This window comes from Dialister sp. (assembly GCF_051885895.1).
Taxonomy (GTDB): domain Bacteria; phylum Bacillota; class Negativicutes; order Veillonellales; family Dialisteraceae; genus Dialister.
The window spans coordinates 12440-33513 of sequence record NZ_JBJEXP010000060.1 but is presented as its reverse complement, the minus strand read 5'-3'; the positions used below and the strand labels follow the sequence as shown (position 1 = coordinate 33513).

The 21074-nt window shown below is 47.2% G+C and carries 15 protein-coding genes and 1 tRNA gene; 4 read left to right on the top strand and 12 right to left on the bottom strand.

Annotated features, from left to right (window positions below; translation table 11 throughout):
* Positions 1 to 38: 38 nt before the first annotated feature.
* The 8 genes from hisS to ACI4N7_RS05060 form a co-directional block, all read right to left on the bottom strand.
* Positions 39 to 1301 (bottom strand): histidine--tRNA ligase, encoded by a 1263-nt coding sequence (hisS, locus tag ACI4N7_RS05095; RefSeq protein WP_439732283.1) that lies wholly within the window; start codon positions 1299 to 1301, stop codon positions 39 to 41.
* 197 nt (positions 1302 to 1498) lie between these two features.
* A complete protein-coding gene (locus tag ACI4N7_RS05090; protein WP_439732282.1) occupies positions 1499 to 1966 on the bottom strand; it encodes a Fur family transcriptional regulator in 468 nt (155 codons plus the stop codon).
* 10 nt (positions 1967 to 1976) lie between these two features.
* Positions 1977 to 3029, bottom strand: a complete 1053-nt coding sequence (locus ACI4N7_RS05085; protein WP_439732281.1) for an AI-2E family transporter — start codon at positions 3027 to 3029, stop codon at positions 1977 to 1979.
* Complete coding sequence (locus tag ACI4N7_RS05080) at positions 3026 to 3634, bottom strand: MBL fold metallo-hydrolase (protein ID WP_439732280.1); 609 nt, start codon at positions 3632 to 3634, stop codon at positions 3026 to 3028. The genes ACI4N7_RS05085 and ACI4N7_RS05080 overlap by 4 nt, the downstream gene beginning before the upstream one ends.
* Positions 3635 to 3684: 50 nt before the next feature.
* Entirely contained in the window at positions 3685 to 4134 is a 450-nt protein-coding gene (dtd, locus tag ACI4N7_RS05075; RefSeq protein ID WP_439732279.1) for a D-aminoacyl-tRNA deacylase, read from the bottom strand.
* A gap of 2 nt (positions 4135 to 4136) precedes the next feature.
* Positions 4137 to 6539 carry a RelA/SpoT family protein gene (locus tag ACI4N7_RS05070; RefSeq protein WP_439732278.1) on the bottom strand — a complete coding sequence of 801 codons (2403 nt, stop codon included), beginning with the start codon at positions 6537 to 6539 and terminating at the stop codon, positions 4137 to 4139.
* Entirely contained in the window at positions 6532 to 8541 is a 2010-nt protein-coding gene (gene recJ / locus ACI4N7_RS05065; RefSeq protein WP_439732277.1) for a single-stranded-DNA-specific exonuclease RecJ, read from the bottom strand. Before recJ ends, ACI4N7_RS05070 begins: the two co-directional genes overlap by 8 nt.
* A gap of 126 nt (positions 8542 to 8667) precedes the next feature.
* Positions 8668 to 9114, bottom strand: coding sequence for a histidine kinase (locus tag ACI4N7_RS05060; RefSeq protein WP_439732276.1), 447 nt, complete (start codon positions 9112 to 9114; stop codon positions 8668 to 8670).
* 218 nt (positions 9115 to 9332) lie between these two features.
* Here ACI4N7_RS05060 and tadA point away from each other — a divergent pair, with 218 nt between their 5' ends.
* From tadA to ACI4N7_RS05045, 3 genes are all read left to right on the top strand, one after another.
* Positions 9333 to 9782, top strand: coding sequence for a tRNA adenosine(34) deaminase TadA (gene tadA / locus ACI4N7_RS05055; RefSeq protein WP_439732275.1), 450 nt, complete (start codon positions 9333 to 9335; stop codon positions 9780 to 9782).
* 24 nt (positions 9783 to 9806) lie between these two features.
* Positions 9807 to 9895: transfer RNA gene (locus ACI4N7_RS05050), tRNA-Ser, on the top strand.
* Between the two features lie 2023 nt (positions 9896 to 11918).
* Entirely contained in the window at positions 11919 to 13664 is a 1746-nt protein-coding gene (locus tag ACI4N7_RS05045; protein ID WP_439732274.1) for a DUF4127 family protein, read from the top strand.
* 153 nt (positions 13665 to 13817) lie between these two features.
* Here ACI4N7_RS05045 and recN read toward each other — a convergent pair whose 3' ends face one another.
* Together recN and argR are read right to left on the bottom strand one after the other, a co-directional pair.
* Complete coding sequence (recN, locus tag ACI4N7_RS05040; RefSeq protein WP_439732273.1) at positions 13818 to 15488, bottom strand: DNA repair protein RecN; 1671 nt, start codon at positions 15486 to 15488, stop codon at positions 13818 to 13820.
* A gap of 14 nt (positions 15489 to 15502) precedes the next feature.
* The gene (gene argR / locus ACI4N7_RS05035; protein ID WP_439732272.1) at positions 15503 to 15958 is read right to left on the bottom strand and encodes an arginine repressor; all 456 of its coding nucleotides are present in this window, start codon (positions 15956 to 15958) and stop codon (positions 15503 to 15505) included.
* Positions 15959 to 16280: 322 nt separating this feature from the next.
* Between argR and ACI4N7_RS05030 the strand changes: the two genes are divergently transcribed.
* Entirely contained in the window at positions 16281 to 16775 is a 495-nt protein-coding gene (locus ACI4N7_RS05030; RefSeq protein ID WP_439732271.1) for an S-adenosylmethionine decarboxylase family protein, read from the top strand.
* Positions 16776 to 16875: 100 nt separating this feature from the next.
* Here ACI4N7_RS05030 and pheT read toward each other — a convergent pair whose 3' ends face one another.
* Positions 16876 to 19347: a phenylalanine--tRNA ligase subunit beta gene (pheT, locus tag ACI4N7_RS05025; protein ID WP_439732270.1), complete on the bottom strand. Its 2472-nt coding sequence runs from the start codon at positions 19345 to 19347 to the stop codon at positions 16876 to 16878.
* Between the two features lie 19 nt (positions 19348 to 19366).
* Complete coding sequence (gene pheS, locus ACI4N7_RS05020; RefSeq protein WP_439732289.1) at positions 19367 to 20380, bottom strand: phenylalanine--tRNA ligase subunit alpha; 1014 nt, start codon at positions 20378 to 20380, stop codon at positions 19367 to 19369.
* Positions 20381 to 21074: the final 694 nt, after the last annotated feature.

The window sequence follows — 21074 nt, the reverse complement described above, 5'->3', positions numbered from 1 at the left end:
CACCTCTTTAAAAATAATATATAAAAGAATGACAACTCTCAGGAGTTATGTTCTTCTTTTGCAATAAAACCGGCTACTTCTGCAAAGGGAATATCCTGCTGCGTTCCGGTATCCATATTCTTTACGGCAGCCTGACCTTTTTCCAGTTCGTTGCTTCCGATGATAACCGTAAACTGGGAATTCAGCTTTCCGGCCTGCTTCATCTGTCCCTTCAGGCTTCTTCCCTGAAGATCCATATCAGTAAGTACGCCAAGACCCCTTAATTCTTCCTGAATCTTGAATCCTTCCGCTACGGCTTCCTCTCCCAGGGCAGCAATATAGACTCTCTTCTGCGCTTTGGGCTCAGGAATGAGATGCTGCATCTCCAAAGCCAGGAGAAGACGTTCCAGTCCAATGGCAAAACCGATGCCCGGTGTGGAAGGGCCTCCGATTTCTTCTACCAGTCCGTCATACCGGCCGCCGCCGCAGACAGCGCTCTGGGCGCCAAGAGGCGGATACTGGATTTCAAAAGCTGTATTGGTGTAGTAGTCCAGGCCTCTTACAAGACGGGGATCAACGGTATAGGAAATGCCCAGTCTGTCAAGGTAGTGCTTGACTGCTTCAAATTTGGCATGGCATTCATCACAGAGATAATCCGTGATTTCCGGAGCTCCTATGGAAGCTTTCCGGCAGCCCTCTTCCTTGCAGTCCAGAATACGGAGAGGATTCTTGTAGAGCCTTTCCCTGCAGTCATCACAGAGCTGGTCCTTCTTTGCTTCAAAGAATTCAATCAACTTTTTCCGGTAAGCAGGACGGCAGTTCTTATCACCGATGGAATTCAGGTGAAGATCCAGGTCTTTCAGTCCCAGCCTGTGGAAAATTTCACAGGCCATGGCAATCACTTCCGCATCAGCCAAAGGCGAAGAAGCCCCAAGCACTTCCAGGCCGAACTGATGGAATTCCCGGTACCTTCCGGCCTGAGGCCGGTCATAGCGGAACATGGATCCGATATAGAACATTTTATGTACCTGCTGGTCTCCATACATTTTGTGTTCCAGATAGGCACGGACTGCGGAAGCTGTATTTTCCGGGCGCAGGGTTACCGAACGGTTTCCCCGATCCGTAAAGGTATACATTTCCTTCGTTACTACATCGGTGGTATCACCGATACCACGCTGGAAAAGCTCTGTCGCTTCAATAATAGGAGTCCTGATTTCCTTATATCCATACCGGGCGCATACATCCCGGATGACTCCCTCCATATAATCCCACTTATACACTTCTTCAGGCAGAATATCATGGGTTCCTTTTAATGCCTGCATAACGACACCTCTTTAATTTTTGCAGATTTCTCTCTGCAAAGGCATTCTTCCGGATAGATTTCCCATCCGGGTACATTAACAAACTAAATTGTACCATCTTACAGGGTATGTTGGCAAATTGAAATTAGATACGCCTCTGGCGCCAAACTTCGGGCTCTTTAGACCCGTCAATCCTTACGCCCTTCGGGTGTATCCCTTTACAGATTCTGGTTCTTGCTGGCACAGTCCCTGCAGTATCCGTAAAATTTCAGCTGATAGTCTACAATATCAAATCCGTTTTCCTTCTTGATTTTATCCTTCACTTCGTTCAGGAAATCATAGGAAAATTCCGTTACCTTTCCACAGCCAAGGCAGATCAGGTGGTGATGGGAATGGGACAGGTTATGGTCGTTTAATTCATACCGGCTCCGGCCGTCCCCAAAATCCAGTTTTTTCAAAAGTTCCAGATGAGTGAAAAGTTCCAGGGAGCGGTATACAGTAGCCAGTCCGATATCCGGATTTTCATCCCGCACCATGGCATATACATCTTCTGCGCTCATGTGGTTTTCCTTGCTGTCCAGAAAAGCCTGCAGGATAATCTGGCGCTGGGTAGTAAACTTATACTTATGTTCCCTGATTTTCTTTTTCAGAGTATTCATAACCGTAGACTTTTTCATATTTCGCATAATCCCTCCATTATCTTACATTTTTATATCTGTCATAAAACCACATATGCTTCAGAAGGATCTGCAGCACTGCCACCAGGGGAACGGCAATCATCATCCCCAGCACGCCGAATATTCTTCCTCCGATGAGAACCCCGGCAATAATGGCCACCGGATGAACATTGATAATGCTTCCCATCAGTTTGGGCATGACAAAATGTCCATCCACCTGCTGCACGATAATGTAGAAAACAATAACCTGAAGCATGACGGCTGTCCCCTGCAGAAGCCCCAGAAGGATGGGAGGGATAGCTCCAATAATCGGCCCGATGAGGGGAATCATTTCCACAATCCCTGCCAGAAGACCGATGACCAGCGGATAAGGAATATTCAGAGACCACATGCCTATGAAAACCACAATGGCCATAAGCGTGGATAAAAGCAGCTGCCCCCGAATATAGGCATTCAGCACGAAATGGATTTCTTTAAAAAGTTCTTCCAGATGATGATGAAAACGGTCGGGGAAAATATGGATGAATGCATTCACAAAATACCCGCCCCGCTTCATCATGTAGAAAGTGATAAAAGGCACTACGATCAGTTCAACCACCGTACTGGCAAAAGTAAAGATTGCTGACAGGCTGAAGGAAGCAATCTTGAGGGTATATTCACCGATATCCTGCAGAATGCGGGCCAGAAGAGATTTGGCTTCCGGCGGCATGAGACTGAGCTGGTACTCTTTTTCCAGCTCCGGTATGGCCTGCTGCACTGCCAGAAGCATGCCCGGTACGCTTTTGATGAATTCCTGGAATTCCGAAATGAAAGGAACGAAAATATGAACGGCAATGAAATAAATCACTGCTATAAACAAGGCGAAGGAAAAGAGAATAGCAAAATCGTAAGGAAAATGCCTGATTCCCATTTTCTGGGCCTGTCCATATACCGCATGGGCCACAGGGTTCAGAAGCGTAGTAATAATCAGGGACACGATAAAGGGAAACAGAACAGACGGTGCAGCAATGATCAATGCTGCAAAGGAAACGGCAATCGCCACCCTCAGCCAGAATTCAACGCCCCATTTCATAGGGATCCTCCATGGAGAAAAGGATTGTTCCTTTTCTCTTCCCCAATGGTGGTCTTGTCTCCATGGCCGGAAAGAACCACTGTACTGTCAGGAAGAGCAAAAAGATTTTTCCTGATATTTCCGATGAGTTCTTTAAAATCTCCGCCGGGAAAATCCGTGCGTCCCACAGATCCCTGGAACAGGGAGTCCCCGGTAAAGACGATACCCTCTTTCGGTGCATAAAAGGAAATTCCTCCGGGTGTATGCCCCGCCGTATCAATCACCTGAAAAGAAGTGCCGCAGGCATGGATGATATCTCCATCCCTGACCCACCGGTCCGCATCTGCCACCAGAGTAGGAGAAGGAAACATGGCCGATAAATTCATATCTGCGTTCCGCAGCCCTCCCTGATCCCGTTTATCCATGTACATCTGCGCTTCCGGGAATGCTTTCCTCAGCGCGTTCATGCCTGCCATATGGTCTACATGGGCATGGGTCAGGAAAATGGAACTGAGCCGGATTTTCTTTTCCTGCAGAACCCGAATATACTGCTCCGGCGAGAAGGATGGATCCACTACAATTCCCTCCATGGTTCCCTCATCGTACAGGATATATGTGTTTGTCATAAATGGTCCAAGAACCATGTACATAATCTTCATCATGTAAAACTCCGGTTTTAAAAATTCTTTTCACTGTCCAGAAGAATAGTGACAGGCCCGTCATTTTCAAGGGCCACTTTCATATAAGTACGGAAATGTCCGGTTCCTACTGAGACTCCCGCTTCCCTGCAGATTTCCACTACCTTTCTGTACAGATCATCTGCCCTGTCGGGAAGCTCGGCTTCTGTAAAACTGGGACGCCTGCCGTGCCGGGCATCTCCGTAAAGAGTGAACTGGGATACAATAGAAAGCTCTCCTCCTGTATCCAGCAGGGAAAGGTTCAGTTTGCCCGCTTCGTCTTCAAAAATACGAAGATGAAGGATTTTGTCTGCTATATAGGCAGCATCCTTTTCCGTATCCCCCTTCTTTACTCCTAAAAGGACGGACAGCCCTTTCCCTATGGAGGAAACTTCTGTCCCCTCTGAATCGACTTTGCACCAATTGCAGCGCTGTACAACTGCTCTCATCATCAATCTCCCTGTACTGAATGCATGCGCCGCACGGAGTGGACGCCCTTGATTCTTCTGATTTTCGTCATAATATAATCCAGCTGCTGCAGATCTTTGATCTGGATTCCCAGATGCATGACTGCCATGCCGTTGTTTTCAACCTTCACATTCGCTTTGGATACGGAAAGCTTCATTTCTGTCAGGGCTGCCAGGATATCCGCCATAAGGCCTGTCCTGTCATAGCTGATTACTTCAATGGTTACCAGGAACATGCTGTTCGTCTGTTCTTCCCAGGACACATCAATCATGCGGTCCTTGTCCGGGAAATTAATGGCATTGGGACAGTCTGCCCGATGAACGGAAACGCCCCGTCCTCTTGTGACAAAGCCTACAATGTCATCACCGGGTACAGGATTGCAGCATTTGGACAGGTGCACCACCAGCCCCTCTTCCCCTTTCACCAGGATGCCGTTATTAGACCGGGTCTTTACGCTCCGCATCTTCAGGTTTTCCAGGGCTTTGGCTGTCTTCTGGGCTGTCGGCTTCTGGGCATTCACTTCCCTCTTGTAGAGTTCCGTGAGCTTCAGAATGACACTCTTGACAGCCACCCCGCCAAATCCTACGGAAGCCAGCATATCCTCCGTGCTCATATTATTGAATGTCTTAGCCACCTGGGCCAGCCGGTCTTTGGCAATCAGTTTCTTCCATTCATAACCCAGACGATCTGCTTCCTGGATGAGCGCTTCCTGGCCGCGGGAAATATTTTCCTCGCGGTTTTCTTTCTTGAACCAGCTTCTGATCTTCGCCTTGGAATCCGCCGCTCCCACCATATTGATCCAGTCATAGCTGGGTTTCCCTGTTTTGGAAGTAATAATGGAAACGATATCTCCGTTTTTAAGCTTCGTATCCAGAGGCACGATTTTATTATTGACCTTGGCCCCTACACAGCGGTTACCCACTTCCGTATGAATCCGGTAGGCAAAATCAATGGGGATAGAGCCTTTCGGAAGATTGATGACATCCCCCTTAGGCGTAAAGACAAAGACCTCATCAGAGAACACATCCAGCTTCAGCGCATTCATGAATTCCTTGGGATTGCTTGTATCCTGCCATTCCAGAATTCGTCTGAGCCAGCTGATCTTCGCATCAAAATCCTTGGAGCCCGCCTGCTTGCCTTCCTTATACCGCCAGTGGGCAGCTACGCCGTATTCGGAAATATGATGCATTTCCCAGGTACGGATCTGGATTTCTACCGGCTGTCCCCGGGTGCCGATGACAGTGGTATGAAGAGACTGGTACATATTGGGTTTCGGCACCGCAATGTAATCCTTGAAACGGTTCGGCAGCGGCTTCCACAGAGAATGGGCAATCCCCAGGACCGCATAGCACTGGGGAATGGTATCGACAATAACCCGCACTGCATAAAGGTCATAAATCTGGGATAAATCTTTATTATCCCTTTTCATTTTCTTGTAGATACTGTAGAAATGCTTCGGCCTGCCGGTAATGGTCGCCTTAATGCCGGCCTCTTCGATATGGTCATGAAGCACCCGCATGGTATCATTGACGATTTCTTCCCGGGCCTTCCTTTTCTGTTTCATCTGGCGGACCAGATCATAGTATTCATCGGGATGCAGGTAATGGAAGCAGAGATCCTCCAGTTCCCACTTGATATTGTATATGCCGAGACGGTGCGCCAGGGGTGCGTAGATTTCTATGGTCTCCTTGGCAATGCGCTGCTGCTTTTCCCTGCGGAATACCCCCAGGGTTCTCATGTTGTGCAGACGGTCTGCCAGTTTGATAACCACCACCCGGATATCCTTGGCCATAGCCAGGAACATCTTGCGGAAATTTTCCAGCTGCTGGTCTTCCTTATCCTTATAGTGGAACTGGGACAGCTTTGTGACGCCGTCTACCAGAAAGGCCACTTCTTCCCCGAACATCATCTTGATGTCTTCCAGTGAATATTCCGTATCTTCCACCACATCATGCAGAAGGGCGGCGATGATGCCCTGGGCATCCATTTCCAGTTCCGCCAGAATATAGGCTACTGCCAGAGGATGGATAATATAGGGTTCTCCCGTAGCCCTCACCTGGGAGGCATGGGCTTTATCCGCCAGCTCATAGGCTTCCTGGATGGCATCCAGACTTTTGGGATCCTTGATATAGGTTTTTACCTTATCAATGAGGCGCTTGTATTCCTCTTCCTTCTCTCCGCCCCAGTCCTTTTTCTGCTTCTGCTTCTCCACATATTCTTCCTGGTGAATCAAAAATTCTGCCAGTGTAGAAGCCGATGCATCTGTATGAATGGTTTCTTCATTCAGGTTCCTGTTGAATACCCCCTGAAGATTGGCGGGTTTGATCGGCAGCTTTTCTGCCGGTTCTGCGGCCTGCACATTTTCGTTTTCCATGCTCTTATCCATTCCATCCACCTCCCTGAGCCCTGTGTTTCCTGTAAACGGAAGAAGATAATAAATCCAGCTTCCTGTTTATTATCCTCTTCTGGTAAAAATCCTCTCCATTCCTGCTGAATCGGGACAGGATCTCCAGCTCTTCAAAAACCGCCAGCGCCATGCCTAACTTAACCGGTTCGAAATCATATTTCTTCTTCATCAGATAATGGACTTCTCTTACCGGTTTAGCCATATTCCGCAGGATAACCATGAGCTTCCTGTATACATCCGCCAGATAATCTCTGTCCAGCAGGTTCATCGGTTCCTCTCTGATATCCCTGCCGATCAGCTGCACATGTTCCCCATACCATTCGTGCACTTCCGGTTCAAACACCAGATCCACCACATCCCCGGCCTGGCAGGGATTTTCATCCCCTACGCCCCAGAATATGGCATCTACCAGACCGCTGCTGCCGGACAGCTGACACTTGAAATGCCGTCCGTCCGCCCCCATATGACGGGCTGTTTCCACGAAAGCGTGCTTCATGGCAAAAAGAGGCTTGGGGTTATCTGCACCGCAGGGTTCCAGAAGATCCAAGGAATGAATGAAATCAAGACTGATATCTTCCATGGAAAGCTGTTCTTCCACATCCAGTACAGGAATACAGTCTTCTTCCGTCAGGACCTGTCCTGCATAGGCATTCATACGCCGCCGGAATTCCGGAATATTGTCTTCCTTAATGGAGAATCCTGCTGCCATTTTATGACCGCCGAACTGGAGCAGAAGATCTGACTGAGCTGACAGAGCCTCATAAATATTAAAAGCGGAAATACTGCGGCAGGACCCCTTGCCTATACCGTCCCTTACGGTAATGACAAAAACCGGACGATGGAAGGATTCCAGAATGCGGGAAGCCACTATACCGATTACCCCGGGATGCCAGTCCTTTCCATCTACCACAAGAGCCATATCCTTTTCAATATGAAGCTCTGCAATGCGATTCCTGGCCTGTTCAAAGATTTCACGCTCAATCTGCTGCCGTGTCAGATTGATTTCACAAAGACGGCCCGCCAGAGCTTCCGCCTCTTCCTTTGATTCCGTAGTCATCAGGCGGACCCCTTCTGATGCATGGGCAATGCGGCCCGCTGCATTCAGCCGAGGTGCCAGACCAAAGGATACCTGGTCTGCCCTTTTGATTTCCTTTGTATCTTCGTGTACAATGCCGGACGCCTTCAGAAGGGCTGCCAGCCCTTTGATCTTCGTCCCGATGAAACGCTTCATCCCTTCTTTTACAATGATCCGATTTTCTCCGGTCAGTGAAACCACATCCGCAATGGTGCCAAGAGCCGCCAGCTCTACTGTATCATCATAATCCCTTCCCAGTTTTTTCAGACACAGTCCGCGGCACAGAGTATAGGCCACACCGCACCCTGCCAGTTCTTTGTAGGGATAGGGACAGTCCTTCTGGTGGGGATTCAGCACGGCTACACAGGAGGGAAGAACCTCCGGCGGCGTGTGGTGATCCGTCACAATGATATCAAGCCCTTCCGGTGCTTCCCCGATCAGGGCAGCAGAGCTGATACCGCAGTCCACCGTAATCAGAAGAGTATACCCTTCTCCGGAAAGCTTCAGAAGCGCATTCTTATTCAGCCCATAGCCTTCCTTTTCCCTTTGGGGTATATAGTATCCTGCATCTGCTCCGAAGGATATCAGACATCGATACAATATAGAAGTGGATGTAATGCCGTCCACATCGTAGTCTCCATACACAACGATTTTTTCATGTCTCTCCAGAGCTTTCAGTATCCTGTCCACCGCCTCCTTCATTCCCTTCATCAGGAAGGGATCCGAAAGGCAGCTCAGGTCGTCATAGAGAAAATGAGACAGCTTTTCCTCGCTGTCTATTCCTCTATGGATCAGGATACGGGCCAGTTCTCGGGGAATCCCATAGGACGAAAAGAAAGAAGGTACTTCCTTCCCTTCCCTATGGATTTTGATATTCCACTTATAGTTCTGTTTTTCCATAGCCATAAAAGATCCTCAATTCTCATTCTTATTTTCATGTTTAATTCTATCACCTTTTATTCTCAATGACTACTGGATATTATCATTATCAATAAAAAAATCCCCGGGGTTCTCGCCCCGGGGCCGCTTTTCTTATTCCCAAGCTTCCTTCATAATGTTTTTGTATTCCGTATTGAGATGGTCCACCACCACATCAAGCACGACACGGACGATTTCCGGATCAAAGCTGTCATTGGTGCTGGGCAGGCAGCAGTCCAGGAAAAGGGATCCGTCTTCTGCTGCTATATATTTGAAGACCTTGTAGCTTCTGTTCAGGGTATTCAGGTATTCCAGGAATTTCACTCTGTTCTTGTCTTTGATCAGCTGGCTTCCCACCTGTACGCGGATAATGGTATAAATGGTGTTATCCGTAATAATGCCCATGGGAATGGTCTGTCCTTCTACTTTAATATTAGACTGGAAAACCACTGTATCCGCTTCATCATGAACTTCATTTTTATTGAAGAAATTCATATTATTTTTCTGGATATACGCTTCAAACTTCTTTGCTTTCAGATTGACTCTTTTTTCTTCTGCCATCAAATTCACCTTCCATTAGAAAAATAGGATTAGCCTGTATGTATTGTACCCTGCCTTGCTATTTATTTCCACTTTGATTATCATATTTTTAGAAAAAAGGATCTTCTGCGATTTTTCATGCTGCAGCTGGTAATCGCAGCACATGAATAAATACAGCCTCCGATCATGAAAAATGAAATGGAATCGTGATCGGATTTTTTCTGAGGATAAAGAAAAATATGACAGATACAGAATACATGGAGCTTGCCCTGGAAGAAGCGGAAAAAGCAGCGGCGGAAGGAGAAATCCCCATCGGCGCGGTTCTCGTTTACAGGGATCTCATCATTGCTTCCGGCCATAACTGCAAAGAAAAGGATCAGGACCCCACAGCCCATGCGGAAATCCTAGTCATTCGAAAAGCAGCCCGCTTCCTGAAAACATGGCGTTTGACGGACGCCTGTCTTTATGTTACCATAGAGCCGTGTCCGATGTGCGCAGGCGCCCTGCTGAATGCAAGGATTTCCCGGCTGGTCTACGGGTCACCCAACCCGCAGTACGGAGCCATAGATTCCAGGTTTCATCTTGTTTCTTCTTCTGTACTGAACCACAGCATAGAGGTAAAATCCGGTGTCCTGCAGGAAGAATGCCAGTCCTTATTGGATGATTTCTTCTCCCATCGGCGCAGATAAGGGACTTTGATCCCAATTTCATATGGAGCAGTATCGAAGTGGTCATAACGAGGCGGACTCGAAATCCGTTAGCCCTTCGGGGCCCGTGGGTTCGAATCCCACCTGCTCCGCCAGATGCAAAGCACCCGCAGGGGTGCTTTTTTATATATCACGGAGAAGGAAAAGAATAAAAAAGGACGCCGCTTTTACTGCAGACCAGCCAAGGCTGCCGTCTGGCATTCCATCCATATGAGAGTATCATTTCTGTATGCTGCCCCGTATATCAACTTTACCCCTTTGCGGCACCTGCCTTCAAAGGGAAGCAGGGTCTTTATTAAAAATTTTCACCTGCCCTGCCGCCATTCTGCATGGCAGGTGAAGAATCTCCATGCAGGAAAGGAGTGCTTCATGTACCGGTAAGTACTGTTCATCTGCAAGGCCGGCCCATGTCGCAGCATATAATCCCTTCTCGGAAAGGAACTCCTCATTGAATAAAATGCCTAAGATATTCCATGCTGTCAATGAGACAGTGCTTCAAAAGAATACAGGACATGATGCCTATGAAAACACCCTGTCCTGTATTCTTTTCTTATGTTATTTTATATTGCTTCCTGTATTTAATTTTAATTGGCACCCAGCTCCGATAATTTCTTCTTTGCGTCAGTATCTCCCTGATCTGCAGCCTTCCGGTACCATTCCACCGCTTTCTCTTAGGGCTGCTCCACTCCCTGTTCATATTTACATGCAGCCCAGATCATTTTCTGCCAGTCAGCCCACTGATTGATTAAATCATTCTTTCTCTGTTCATCTGACTCGTATGAGCAGCATTCAACTGCCGCAGGAGCATAACCTGCCTGCAGCGTTTCCCTGTAATACTCTATGGCTTTCTCTCTTCTACGAATGACCGCATTGTATCCTCCTTATAAAAAGCTCCTGTATAAAAGAGTCCACCCATGTCAAAAGCAGAAAAGCCTGTCAGAAGATTCCCCGGTTCCATACAACCGGTCAATACGGTGTCCGCAGTCTGACCTTCCCATTGGCAGAATTGCTGTTCTAAACTGGCACTGATGTAAAGAAAGTGCCGAGACGGCTTTTCCTTATTGCTTTTTGTATTCTGTTTTTTATTTACCTGCTTCTATTGTCTCCGGCCAGCTTTCCCAAAACAGAGAAACGAAAAGTAAAATTTCCTGGTGATTTCTTTTTCCCTTCTCTTTTACTTACCGCAAACGTGAAGAAGTGCCCACGGGAAATCGAATTCATTATCTCATAAGGTTTTTCATCCTTCTCTTACTGATATAGAGATAATCTCTCTTTTCCCCTCAATGAATTATATGATTTGATTTTTATCGGGAGCTTTACTATCCGTCAGCAAAAAACATCACAAGGGAATCCGGTATTTTTCGCCTGTTCTGCCCAATGAGTTCGGTGTCTGCATGGCTAGCAGCCGCTGCTGTACAAAGTACGACGGCTCGCGCCAGGCAGGAACTCCCGTCATTTCTGCAAATCTAGAGCTTCATTTCCGGATTTCCCTGTGATGTTTGATATTTTTCTGCCTGATCAGGGAGGGAATAAAAGGAGTTAACTCATGGCTGTCCGTTCTCCATACCTGCATTCCCTATGGCCAGCTTGGAAATTTATGGAGTACTTCTTTCCATTCCGCAGTCTTTTATGTCCCTCTGCTTTATATATAGAAAAAGCAGTCCGGTTGTGAACGGCTATGTGAAAAATTTTTTAAAATTTTTCATATTTCTATGCTGACCGGAATTCCTGATAAAAATTCATGCTGTATGGCGAGTATCAACTTTTAAAATCTTAAAAGACCTGCCATTGTTGTATCGCAGCCGCCTGTTTATTGCAGACTTTCGTTATCCCTGTTTTTATTATCTTTTCTGAAAGTTGTAAAAAAGTCTTATGCAATATCAGAAAACCTCTATAGAAAGATGCACAATTCAAAAGGTATCATGTATACTGTGAAAGATTCCGGCCGGAATACTGACCGGCATAGATACTTCTGCGCTTTGCACGGCCGCAGAAAAGGCTCTGAAAAGTTAAATCGGAACCGGGACTTCCTCATATATTAAAAATTCGTTTACTCTTCCCAATTTACCCATGATATAATAATACAGATTGATTCATAGATACGGGAGGTATAAACCATTGATTTTTCATAAGAAATTTTGTCTTCTTGCATTGACCGCCTGCCTTTCCGCCTTTGTCAGTGTGGCGGAAGCCAAGACCATCCTTCTGGTTCCCCAGGACGACCGCCCTGTGAGCCTGGATTATACAGTTTCCACAGCGGAAAAAGCAGGATATACCATTTTGACACCGCCCAGGGCGTATCTGTCCGGTAGGAATTTCCGCGGCAGTCCGGACCAGATCTGGCGCTGGATAGAGCAGAATATGAATCGGGCCGATGCTGCTGTTCTTTCTACCGATTCCTTAATTTACGGCGGCCTGGTTGATTCAAGAAAACATAATGAATCCCTGACTACTTTGATGGCCAGAGAAAATAAAATCAAGGCGCTTCATTCCCAGTATCCGAAAACCCCGATTTATGCTTTCGGTACTATCATGCGTACCCCTTATGCCTCCGGAAGCGGAGTAGAGCCCTATTACTACACCAAGTACGGCAATGACCTCTATCGCCTTTCCGGCCTGCAGGATAAAATGGATGCGGGAAAAATCACCACAGAAGAAGCTTCGGAGCTTCTTTCCCTGAAACTTTCCATTCCTGCGGAATATCTGCAGGACTGGTTCAAACGGCGTACTAAGAACAATACCATTAACCGCATGCTCATCAAGGATACGAAAAGCGGAGTCTTTACCTATTTCTGTGAAGGACATGATGACAACAGCAAAAACTCACAGTCTGCCCTGGAAGCCCGGTATCTGGCAGTGGATGCCAAAAGCCTTCCTTCTTCCCGATACGGTTCCTTCCCCGGTGCTGACCAGCTGGCTCTTCTCCTCATTGCCCGCTACCATAATGACAGCCTCCACCTGAAGCCTTCCTTTACTGTTATTTATCCCCTGGGACGAGCAGAAAATACGGTTCCCAGTTATGAAAATCAGCCCATCGGAAAAACCATCAGCGAACATATTGAAGCCGTAGGCGGCACCATGGCAGGCAAAAATATTCCGGACATCGTTCTTGCCGTCAATACCCCCATTGCTTCCACCGGCGAATCAGGCCAGTTCAGTAATTTCGGCATGCTGAAACAGAGTACCACCGATTTCATGAATGAAGTGAAACAGATTTCCGACAGAGGCATCCCTGTTTCCATGGTGGATGTATATTTTGCCAACGGCTCTGACAATACACTGATGAATCTCATGCTTAAGGATAACCTTCTCTATAAAGTTGCCGCTTACAACGGCTGGAATACCGCATCCAATACCATTGGCTACGCCATCGCCCAGGCGGTGCTGGCACCGGATATGACAGAACAGGATCATAAAAATATGCTCACGGAGCAGTATATTGATAACTGGGCTTACCAGGCCAATGTACGCAAAAATATAACCCGTCTCACAGAACAGGAAACGAATGACATGATTCCGACGCCTGCCATCAAAGAAGAAATGATTGCAGAAATCCAGGAATTTGCGAAGAAGAAAATGGGACTGGATCCCGCTACCGTATCCGCCGACTTCCCCTGGAACCGTCTCTTTGAAATCAATGCTCTTGTATCATCAAAGCCCCGCTACACCGTTTACCTGACCAGAGCAGAAAAAGAACGGATTGCCGAGGAAAAAGCAAAAGCCGAAGCAGAAGCCAAAGCAAAGGCAGAAGCGGAAGCTAAAGCTAAAGCAGCGGGGAAAGCGGCTGCGCCTGCTTCCTCTCCTGCCCCTTCTGAAGATACCGCCGGTGATGGCGATATTTCTACCATTGTGATCAATAAATAACGCACTGCCGTTTCGTCCATTTCATACTAAAACGCCCATGACCTCATTGGTCATGGGCGTTTTGCCTGTTCTTAAAAAAATATCGATAGAAATCGGTGACTGATTTTTCTGCCTTTCACTTTCATGCAGGAAAACACTGATTGAATCCCGAAATTAAACCGGTGCCTCTTTTACCTTTTTTTTCATTTCCACCGCTGATTCCAAAGCACTGGCAGAGGAGTCGCTTCCGGAAATCATAAGAGCAATATCCGACAGGTGCTCTTTTTCATTAAGGAGTACGGCCCTTGTTGCTGTCCGGCCATGGGAGACAGACTTTACAATTTTATAGTGCCTGTCTGCGGCGCAGGCCGTCTGGGGCAGATGAGTAATGCAGAGGACCTGGATGGAGCGGGACAGAAGTGCGATTTTCCTTGCCACCTGCAGGCCTACTTTCCCGCTGATTCCTACATCGATTTCATCAAAAATAAGCGTCTGCTGCCGGAGCATGCGGGAAATAACCATTTCAATGGAAAGTGCAATACGGGAAATTTCACCGCCGGAAGCGGTATCCTTCATGCTTCGGAGAGGCTCTCCCATATTGGCGGAAAAATAAAATTCCATCTCTGCTGCACCGTTAGGTACAGGTTCTTTGGCAGGCAGCAGATGCAGTTTCATTCTTGCATTTTCCATCCCCATGTCCCGGAGGGAGGCGGTTACTTTTTTCAGGATGACTTCCGAGGATTTCTTTCTTTCCTCATTCAGTACTTCCGCCTTTTTCATGAGAAGGCCGGTCAGCTCTTCGTAATTTTTTCGGATGGTATCATTGTCATATATGATTTCCTTCAGGGAATCATACTCTTCCCTGGCTTTCTTTTCATACTTGAGTACATCCTCCAGGGAGGGGCCGTATTTTCGCTTCAGCTCCATAATCACTTCATTCCGTTCCTGAAGAGAAGAAAGTTCTTCTTCAGAAAAATCAGAATTGGAAATGTAGTCTTCCATACTGCTGATAGCATCTTCCAGCCCGAAGGAAGCAGAACGAAGAGATTCGAGAATCGGGTTCAGGGACTCATCATACCGGGCTGCTTGGGACATTTCTTTATCTGCTTCCGCAATGGCATCCTGGGGACCGCCGTCGGCAGTCATAGTGTCCAGGGCATTATGGATAGACCGGAAAATCCGTTCATGATTCTGGAGCACCTGCAGCTTTTTTTCGACTTCTTCGTCTTCTCCTTCCTGCAGGCCGGCAGAAGAAATCTGATTCAGCTCCCACTCCAGAATGTCGAGACGCCTTTCTCTTTCCTGTTTGCGTTCCTTATAGTCATCCAGTGCGTCTTTCAGTTTTTTCCATTCCTTGTAGGATTCACGATACGAGCTATAGGCATCGGCCGCTGCCTTTGTTCCGGAATCCACCATCCTTTCGCAGAAAGGAATAGACAGAAGCTCCATATTGTCGTTCTGTTCATGGAGCCGTACCAGCTTTTTGCCCAGCTTCTGGAGCTGGCGCACGGTACAGAAACTGCCGTTGATGGTGCACAAGCCCCGGCCTGAACGGTTCAGTCTGCGGGAAATCACAATCTGTCCGTTATCTGTATCGATGCCCTCTTCCTTCAGTTCATCAATAATAGAGCTGTCAGCGTAGAAGACCCCCTCTACCTTGAAGAAATCAGCACCGGTCCTGATGAGTTCCGTGCTGGCACGTCTTCCGGTGAGCATGGCCAAAGCATCAATAAGAATTGATTTCCCCGCTCCTGTTTCCCCGGTAAACACAGTGACTCCCTGGTCAAAGTCAATGACTGTGTCTTCAATGATGGCAAAATTAATGATATGCAGGCTCTGCAGCATATAAGCTCACCGCCTCAGGACTTAAGCATGCCCTGGATATGGGAAAGCAGTACGGGCACATCCTGCGGATCTTTCAGGATAATGAGCACCGTATCATCTCCTGCCAGAGTGCCGATGATGACATCATTCTTGGAATGGTCAATCGCAAACGCCACAGAAGAGGCAGAGCCGGGAATGGTATGCAGCACCACCATATTCATGGCAGAGTCGATTTTCACTACGGCTTCCTGGAAAAGGATGGCTGTATGGCTCTTGGACATGACACTCTGTTTTTCATTGGAAAGTGCATAGCGGTAATGTCCATTCTTATAGGGAATTTTAATGAGCATCAGGTCTTTGATGTCTCTGGACACAGTAGCCTGGGTGACAGCAATGCCTTCCTGCCTTAAAGCTTCCGCCAGCTCTTCCTGAGTCTCAATGACCTGATTCTGTATAATTTCCTTGATTTTCATAATTCTATATCTTTTCATAAGCGGTCTCCTTGATCTGAAACGTAAGTCCTCTGTTTTGAAAGCTGAATAAACTGCATAAATGAGGAATTTAATTTGTATATTTTTATCAATTTTATAGCATTTTTCCTTTCAGGTCAAACATTTTCTGCATAAAAATAAAATTTATGTCGTATTTTTCTGTATTTTTTGCATTTGAGCGTTTATTTATTCAATTATTTTCTTTTCTCAAAGCAGCCGGCCTATAAAATGCAAATGAATTGCAAAAATATTACTGCATGAAATTAAAAATTCTGTTATAATCAGACACAGAAAGAAAGAATTTTTAGAGAAGGAACACAGCATGGATAACTATATAGGAAAACATTTACTGATTGACTGCTACAACTGCAGTACAGATTCTATCGACTCTTCCCAAACCGCTCTTCACACGCTCACTGATGCGGCAGAGAAGATCGGCATGGATGTAAAGGACACCTTTTTTCATGAAAGCGATGATGAAATCACTGCTGCTGCCTATGGACCCAAATCCCACATCTGCATCCACTGGTATGCCAAACTGGGCTATGCAGCAGTAGATATTTACAGCTTTGATACAGATCTGAAACCGGCCCGTACCATGGCGGTGCTCCGGGCTTCCCTCCATCCGGAAAAAATCAGGGCCACTTCCGTCAAGCGGGGCAATATCAATCCGGACATGAAGCCGAACATCAAATCCAAGTCCACCACTCTGCATAAATTTAAAAATACCGGACAGCAGATGAAAACAGCCGGCCAGAAAGTGGCCAACTATATGCGCCACAGGAATGAAAAAAGAGATACTCTTGGACCGGAGTAAACCGGCAGGAATACATTCTCCTTTCGCACTTGAAAGCAAATAAAAATCCCGGAAAATCATTTCGATTTTCCGGGATTTTTATTATGTGGATTGTATGTAATCAGGCGCGGAGGGTAATCTCTGCTTTTTCCAGTTCTTTGACAATCTTTTCAATCCACTGATCCACTTCTTTATCGGTAAGGGTGCGGTCTTCTGCACGGAATGTGAGGTTGTAGGCCATGCTCTTGCAGCCTTCCTTCACCTGTTCGCCCTGATAGAGATCAAAGAGACGGAGCAGTTCCAGATGCTTGCCGCCGGCTTTGCGGATAATTTCTTCTACTTCATCATTGGAGTAGCGGACAGGCACCAGGAGGGAGAGATCACGTTCAGAAGCAGGGAACTTCGGAATCTTGGTATAGTCAATGGTTTCATCAACCATACTCATAAGATGAGGAATGAAGATCACGAAGCCATATACTTCCTTCTTAATCCCCCATTTGTCCAGGACAGCAGGATGAAGCTGGCCAAAGGACATGAGCGTTCTGCCGTCCTTTACGAAATCAGCGGAAATGCCGGGATGGAATACGGGATAGGTAGAACGTTTGATTTCATAATCCCTGATGCCCAGCGTTTCCAGCACATCTTCCATAATGGCCTTGACATCAAAGAAATCATATTTTCTGCCATTATTCGGATAGCCTGCTTCGTCAGGACTTCCATAAAGGAGGCCGGAGAACAGTTCATATTCATAAGGCAGGTCCTTCAAAGGCAGTTCCTTGGGCTGGTATACATGGCCCGATTCGAAAATCGCAGCTTCCTCGTTCTTCTGGGAAAGGTTGTAGCAAAGAGTATGCATCAGTCCGGGCAGCAGGGTAGTTCTCATGTCCGGATATTCTTCGGAAATGGGGTTCATAATCGGAATGGCATTATATACCTTATGTCCCCAGGGGAAATTCAGTCTTTCCAGATCCTTTTTATCCATAAAGCTGTAGTTGACGACTTCGGAAAGGCCATCTGCCACCAGGCTGTCGGTAATACGGAAAATCACATCCTGTTCCTTAGACATAGCTCCTTTGGCAATGGCGCTCCAGGGTGTGGTGATGGGGATATTCTTATAGCCATACACCCGGGCCACTTCTTCTGCCAGATCGGGCATGCCATCCAGATCCAGACGGAAATCAGGAACGGTTACTGTGAGATTTCCATCCTGTTCTTCTACTTTGAAATAGAGATCTGTCAGGATTTCAATCATTTTTTCTTTTGGCATATTGATGCCGATGTAGTCATTGATACGCTGTACCGTAGTCTTAATGACCTGTGGTTCTGCCTTGACCGGATATTCGTCAAGCATGCCTTTGGCTGTAACCGCTGCCCCTTCTTCTTCCAGAAGCTGGCAGATGCGGTTAATAGCCATTTCGCTTCTGGCCGGGTTGATTCCCTTTTCGTAACGGCCGGAAGCTTCGGAACGAAGGCCCAGGCGGCGGGATGTTCTTCTGATGGAAGCAGAATCAAAAACAGCAGCTTCCAGGAATACATTCTTTGTATCTGCAGTGACTTCAGAATCAAGACCACCCATGACACCGGCTACGCAGGAAGCTTTATCAGCGCCATCGGCAATGACAAGGTCGGACGGATTCAGTTCTCTCTTCTGTCCGTCCAGAGTCACAATCGTTTCGCCTTTATGGGCATGGCGGCAGGTCAGGGAATGACCGGCTACTTTATCATAATCATAGGTGTGGAGCGGCTGTCCGATTTCCAGCATGACATAGTTTGCAGCATCTACCACATTGTTGATGGGACGGATGCCGTTGCTGCGAAGCCGGTTTTCGATCCATTCCGGAGAACGGCCGATTTTGACATTTTCCAGCAGACGTCCGCAGAACCGTTTGCAGTACTCCGGTTCGGAAATATGAACAGAAGCACGGCCTTCAATGGAGGCTCCTTCTTCCTTTACAGAAATATCCGGAAGTGTCACTTTCTTCTTGAAAATAGCACCGGTTTCCAGCGCCATGCCGATCATGCTGAAGCAGTCAGCCCGGTTGGCAGTGAGTTCCATTTCATAGACTACATCATCCAGATCATAGAGGCTGTGGATATCCACACCGACCGGTGTATTTTCCGGAAGAATCAGGATGCCTTCATGATTCAGGCTGGGGAACAGATTGGCATCCATTCCCAGTTCTCCCAAGGAGCACATCATGCCTGCGGATTTCACACCGCGGAGTTTTCCTGCCTTGATTTTGATATCCCCGTGACGGAGGCCGCCGGGAGCCTTGTTATCATGAGCCGCCGGTACATGGGCGCCGGACAGGGCGCAGGGCACAATCTGACCGGCTTTTACATTGGACGCACTGGTAACAATCTGCACCGGTTCTTCCCTGCCTACATCCAGCTGGCAGATCAGAAGGTGGTCTGCATCGGGATGTTTCTCTACGGAGAGAATCTTTCCTGTCACTACGCCTTTGATTCCTTCCCCGGGGCGGATCACATGCTCTACCGGGATGCCGTCCACGGTCAGCGTTTCTGCCATATCATCAGGATTCATTCCTTTTATATCGACTAAAGTTCCCAGCCATTTTAAAGATACATTCATCTATATAATCTCCCTTCCATTAGAACTGCTTCAGGAATCTGACATCATTTTCGTAGAAATTGCGGAGATCATCGATTCCGTAAAGCAGCATGGCAATACGTTCAATGCCCATGCCGAAAGCAAAACCGCTTACCTTTTCCGGATCATAGCCGTTCAGCTTCAGAACCATGGGATGAACCATGCCGCAGCCCAGAATTTCCAGCCAGTCCGGATCTCCGTCTTCTTCACCGGTTCTGGCAGCGAAGGAAATATCGACTTCTGCCGACGGTTCCGTGAAGGGGAAATAGCTGGCGCGGAAACGAATCTTGGTGTCAGCGCCGAAAAGATCCTTCAGGAAAATTTCCAGGGTGCCCTTCAGATCTGCAAAGCTGATGCCCTTATCTACTACCAGTCCCTCTACCTGATGGAAAACAGGAGAATGGGTGGCATCATTATCCCAGCGGAATACTTTGCCTGGAGCAATCATGCGGATCGGAGAATTGGGTTCGTGCTTCCGCAGGGTCCTGGCCTGTACCGGGGAGGTATGGGTGCGGAGAAGAATTTCCGGGGTAATGTAGAAGGAGTCCTGCATATCTCTGGCAGGATGATCTTTCGGAAGGTTCAGGCACTCGAAATTATAGTAATCCTTTTCAATTTCCGGACCTTCTTCTACGGAATATCCCATGCGTACAAAGGACTTCATAATCTCCCGAAGAGCCTTGTCCAGAGGATGAAGATGTCCGATCTTGTGATGACGGGCAGGAAGGGTAATATCCACTGTTTCATGTTTGATTTTTTCTTCCAGCCGTTTCTGCTTCAATTCTTCCATTTTAGCGGAAATGGCATCTTCCACATCGGTTCTCACCTGGTTGGCCAAAGCGCCGATAATCGGACGCTGAGCAGCGGAAATATCTTTCATGCCTCTTAAGATGGCCGTGAGTTTCCCTTTCTTGCCAAGGAAGAATACCTTGGTATCCTGCAGTGATTTTTCATCCATGGAAGCAGCAATTCTTTCCTGGGCTTCCTTCTTCAGGGTATCCAGGTCCTTCTCCATAAAAGAAACGATCTGGTTTCTTACCTGGTCAGCCAGATCAGACATGGTCTTGTCGCTTTCATTCAGATTTTTAATATCTCCCAGAAAACCGGTCAGCTTTGCTTTGACTGCTTCATAGGTTTCCTGCTTGCGATTTTCATCTCTGCAGGCTTTCAGCATTTCTTCTGCTTTTGCTTTCAGCTCATCCAACTTAGTATCCATCTATATACCTCCTGTATTGGTTCAGGCTTCTGCGCATTCTGCCCAGAAAACCAGGATGACATAAATAAAAAAAAAGACCCGCCCCTGAAGGGGCGAAGTCTTTATCCGCGGTACCACCCTGATTTTGTACTCAAAAGCTTTAACGCAGCCCTGCGTCCGGCCTACTCCGTTCAGCCGGCAGCTCCGAAGTGAACTGAGGTCGGCTCATTCTTTCCGGTGTTCCACTATCGCCGGATCCCTGCATAGAATGCATGCCTGCTCCTTCTTCATCATCGCTTCAAGTTATAAAAATATTTTAACATTCCTGCCGGAAAAGTCAATGGGGAATTCACAATCCCAGTACCGACGCATCGGTATTCATGAAAAGTGCTGATTCCATGATGACCGGGTTTTATCCTTCTGTTCTGATGCATTGGAGGAAATGAGACCGCAGACAGCAGAATACAGAGGAACGCGTATGGGGTTTCACGACGCAGCAGTGCATAAAAACTCT

Excerpts from the sequence above, each read along its gene's own strand:
- hisS (WP_439732283.1), bottom strand. The coding sequence starts at position 1,301 with ATGCAGGCATTAAAAGGAACCCATGATATTCTGCCTGAAGAAGTGTAT.
- ACI4N7_RS05090 (WP_439732282.1), bottom strand. The coding sequence starts at position 1,966 with ATGCGAAATATGAAAAAGTCTACGGTTATGAATACTCTGAAAAAGAAA.
- ACI4N7_RS05085 (WP_439732281.1), bottom strand. The coding sequence starts at position 3,029 with ATGAAATGGGGCGTTGAATTCTGGCTGAGGGTGGCGATTGCCGTTTCC.
- ACI4N7_RS05080 (WP_439732280.1), bottom strand. The coding sequence starts at position 3,634 with ATGACAAACACATATATCCTGTACGATGAGGGAACCATGGAGGGAATT.
- dtd (WP_439732279.1), bottom strand. The coding sequence starts at position 4,134 with ATGAGAGCAGTTGTACAGCGCTGCAATTGGTGCAAAGTCGATTCAGAG.
- ACI4N7_RS05070 (WP_439732278.1), bottom strand. The coding sequence starts at position 6,539 with ATGGATAAGAGCATGGAAAACGAAAATGTGCAGGCCGCAGAACCGGCA.
- recJ (WP_439732277.1), bottom strand. The coding sequence starts at position 8,541 with ATGGCTATGGAAAAACAGAACTATAAGTGGAATATCAAAATCCATAGG.
- ACI4N7_RS05060 (WP_439732276.1), bottom strand. The coding sequence starts at position 9,114 with ATGGCAGAAGAAAAAAGAGTCAATCTGAAAGCAAAGAAGTTTGAAGCG.
- tadA (WP_439732275.1), top strand. The coding sequence starts at position 9,333 with ATGACAGATACAGAATACATGGAGCTTGCCCTGGAAGAAGCGGAAAAA.
- recN (WP_439732273.1), bottom strand. The coding sequence starts at position 15,488 with ATGCTGCAGAGCCTGCATATCATTAATTTTGCCATCATTGAAGACACA.
- argR (WP_439732272.1), bottom strand. The coding sequence starts at position 15,958 with ATGAAAAGATATAGAATTATGAAAATCAAGGAAATTATACAGAATCAG.
- ACI4N7_RS05030 (WP_439732271.1), top strand. The coding sequence starts at position 16,281 with ATGGATAACTATATAGGAAAACATTTACTGATTGACTGCTACAACTGC.
- pheT (WP_439732270.1), bottom strand. The coding sequence starts at position 19,347 with ATGAATGTATCTTTAAAATGGCTGGGAACTTTAGTCGATATAAAAGGA.
- pheS (WP_439732289.1), bottom strand. The coding sequence starts at position 20,380 with ATGGAGAAGGACCTGGATACCCTGAAGAAGGAAGCCCAGGAAAGAATT.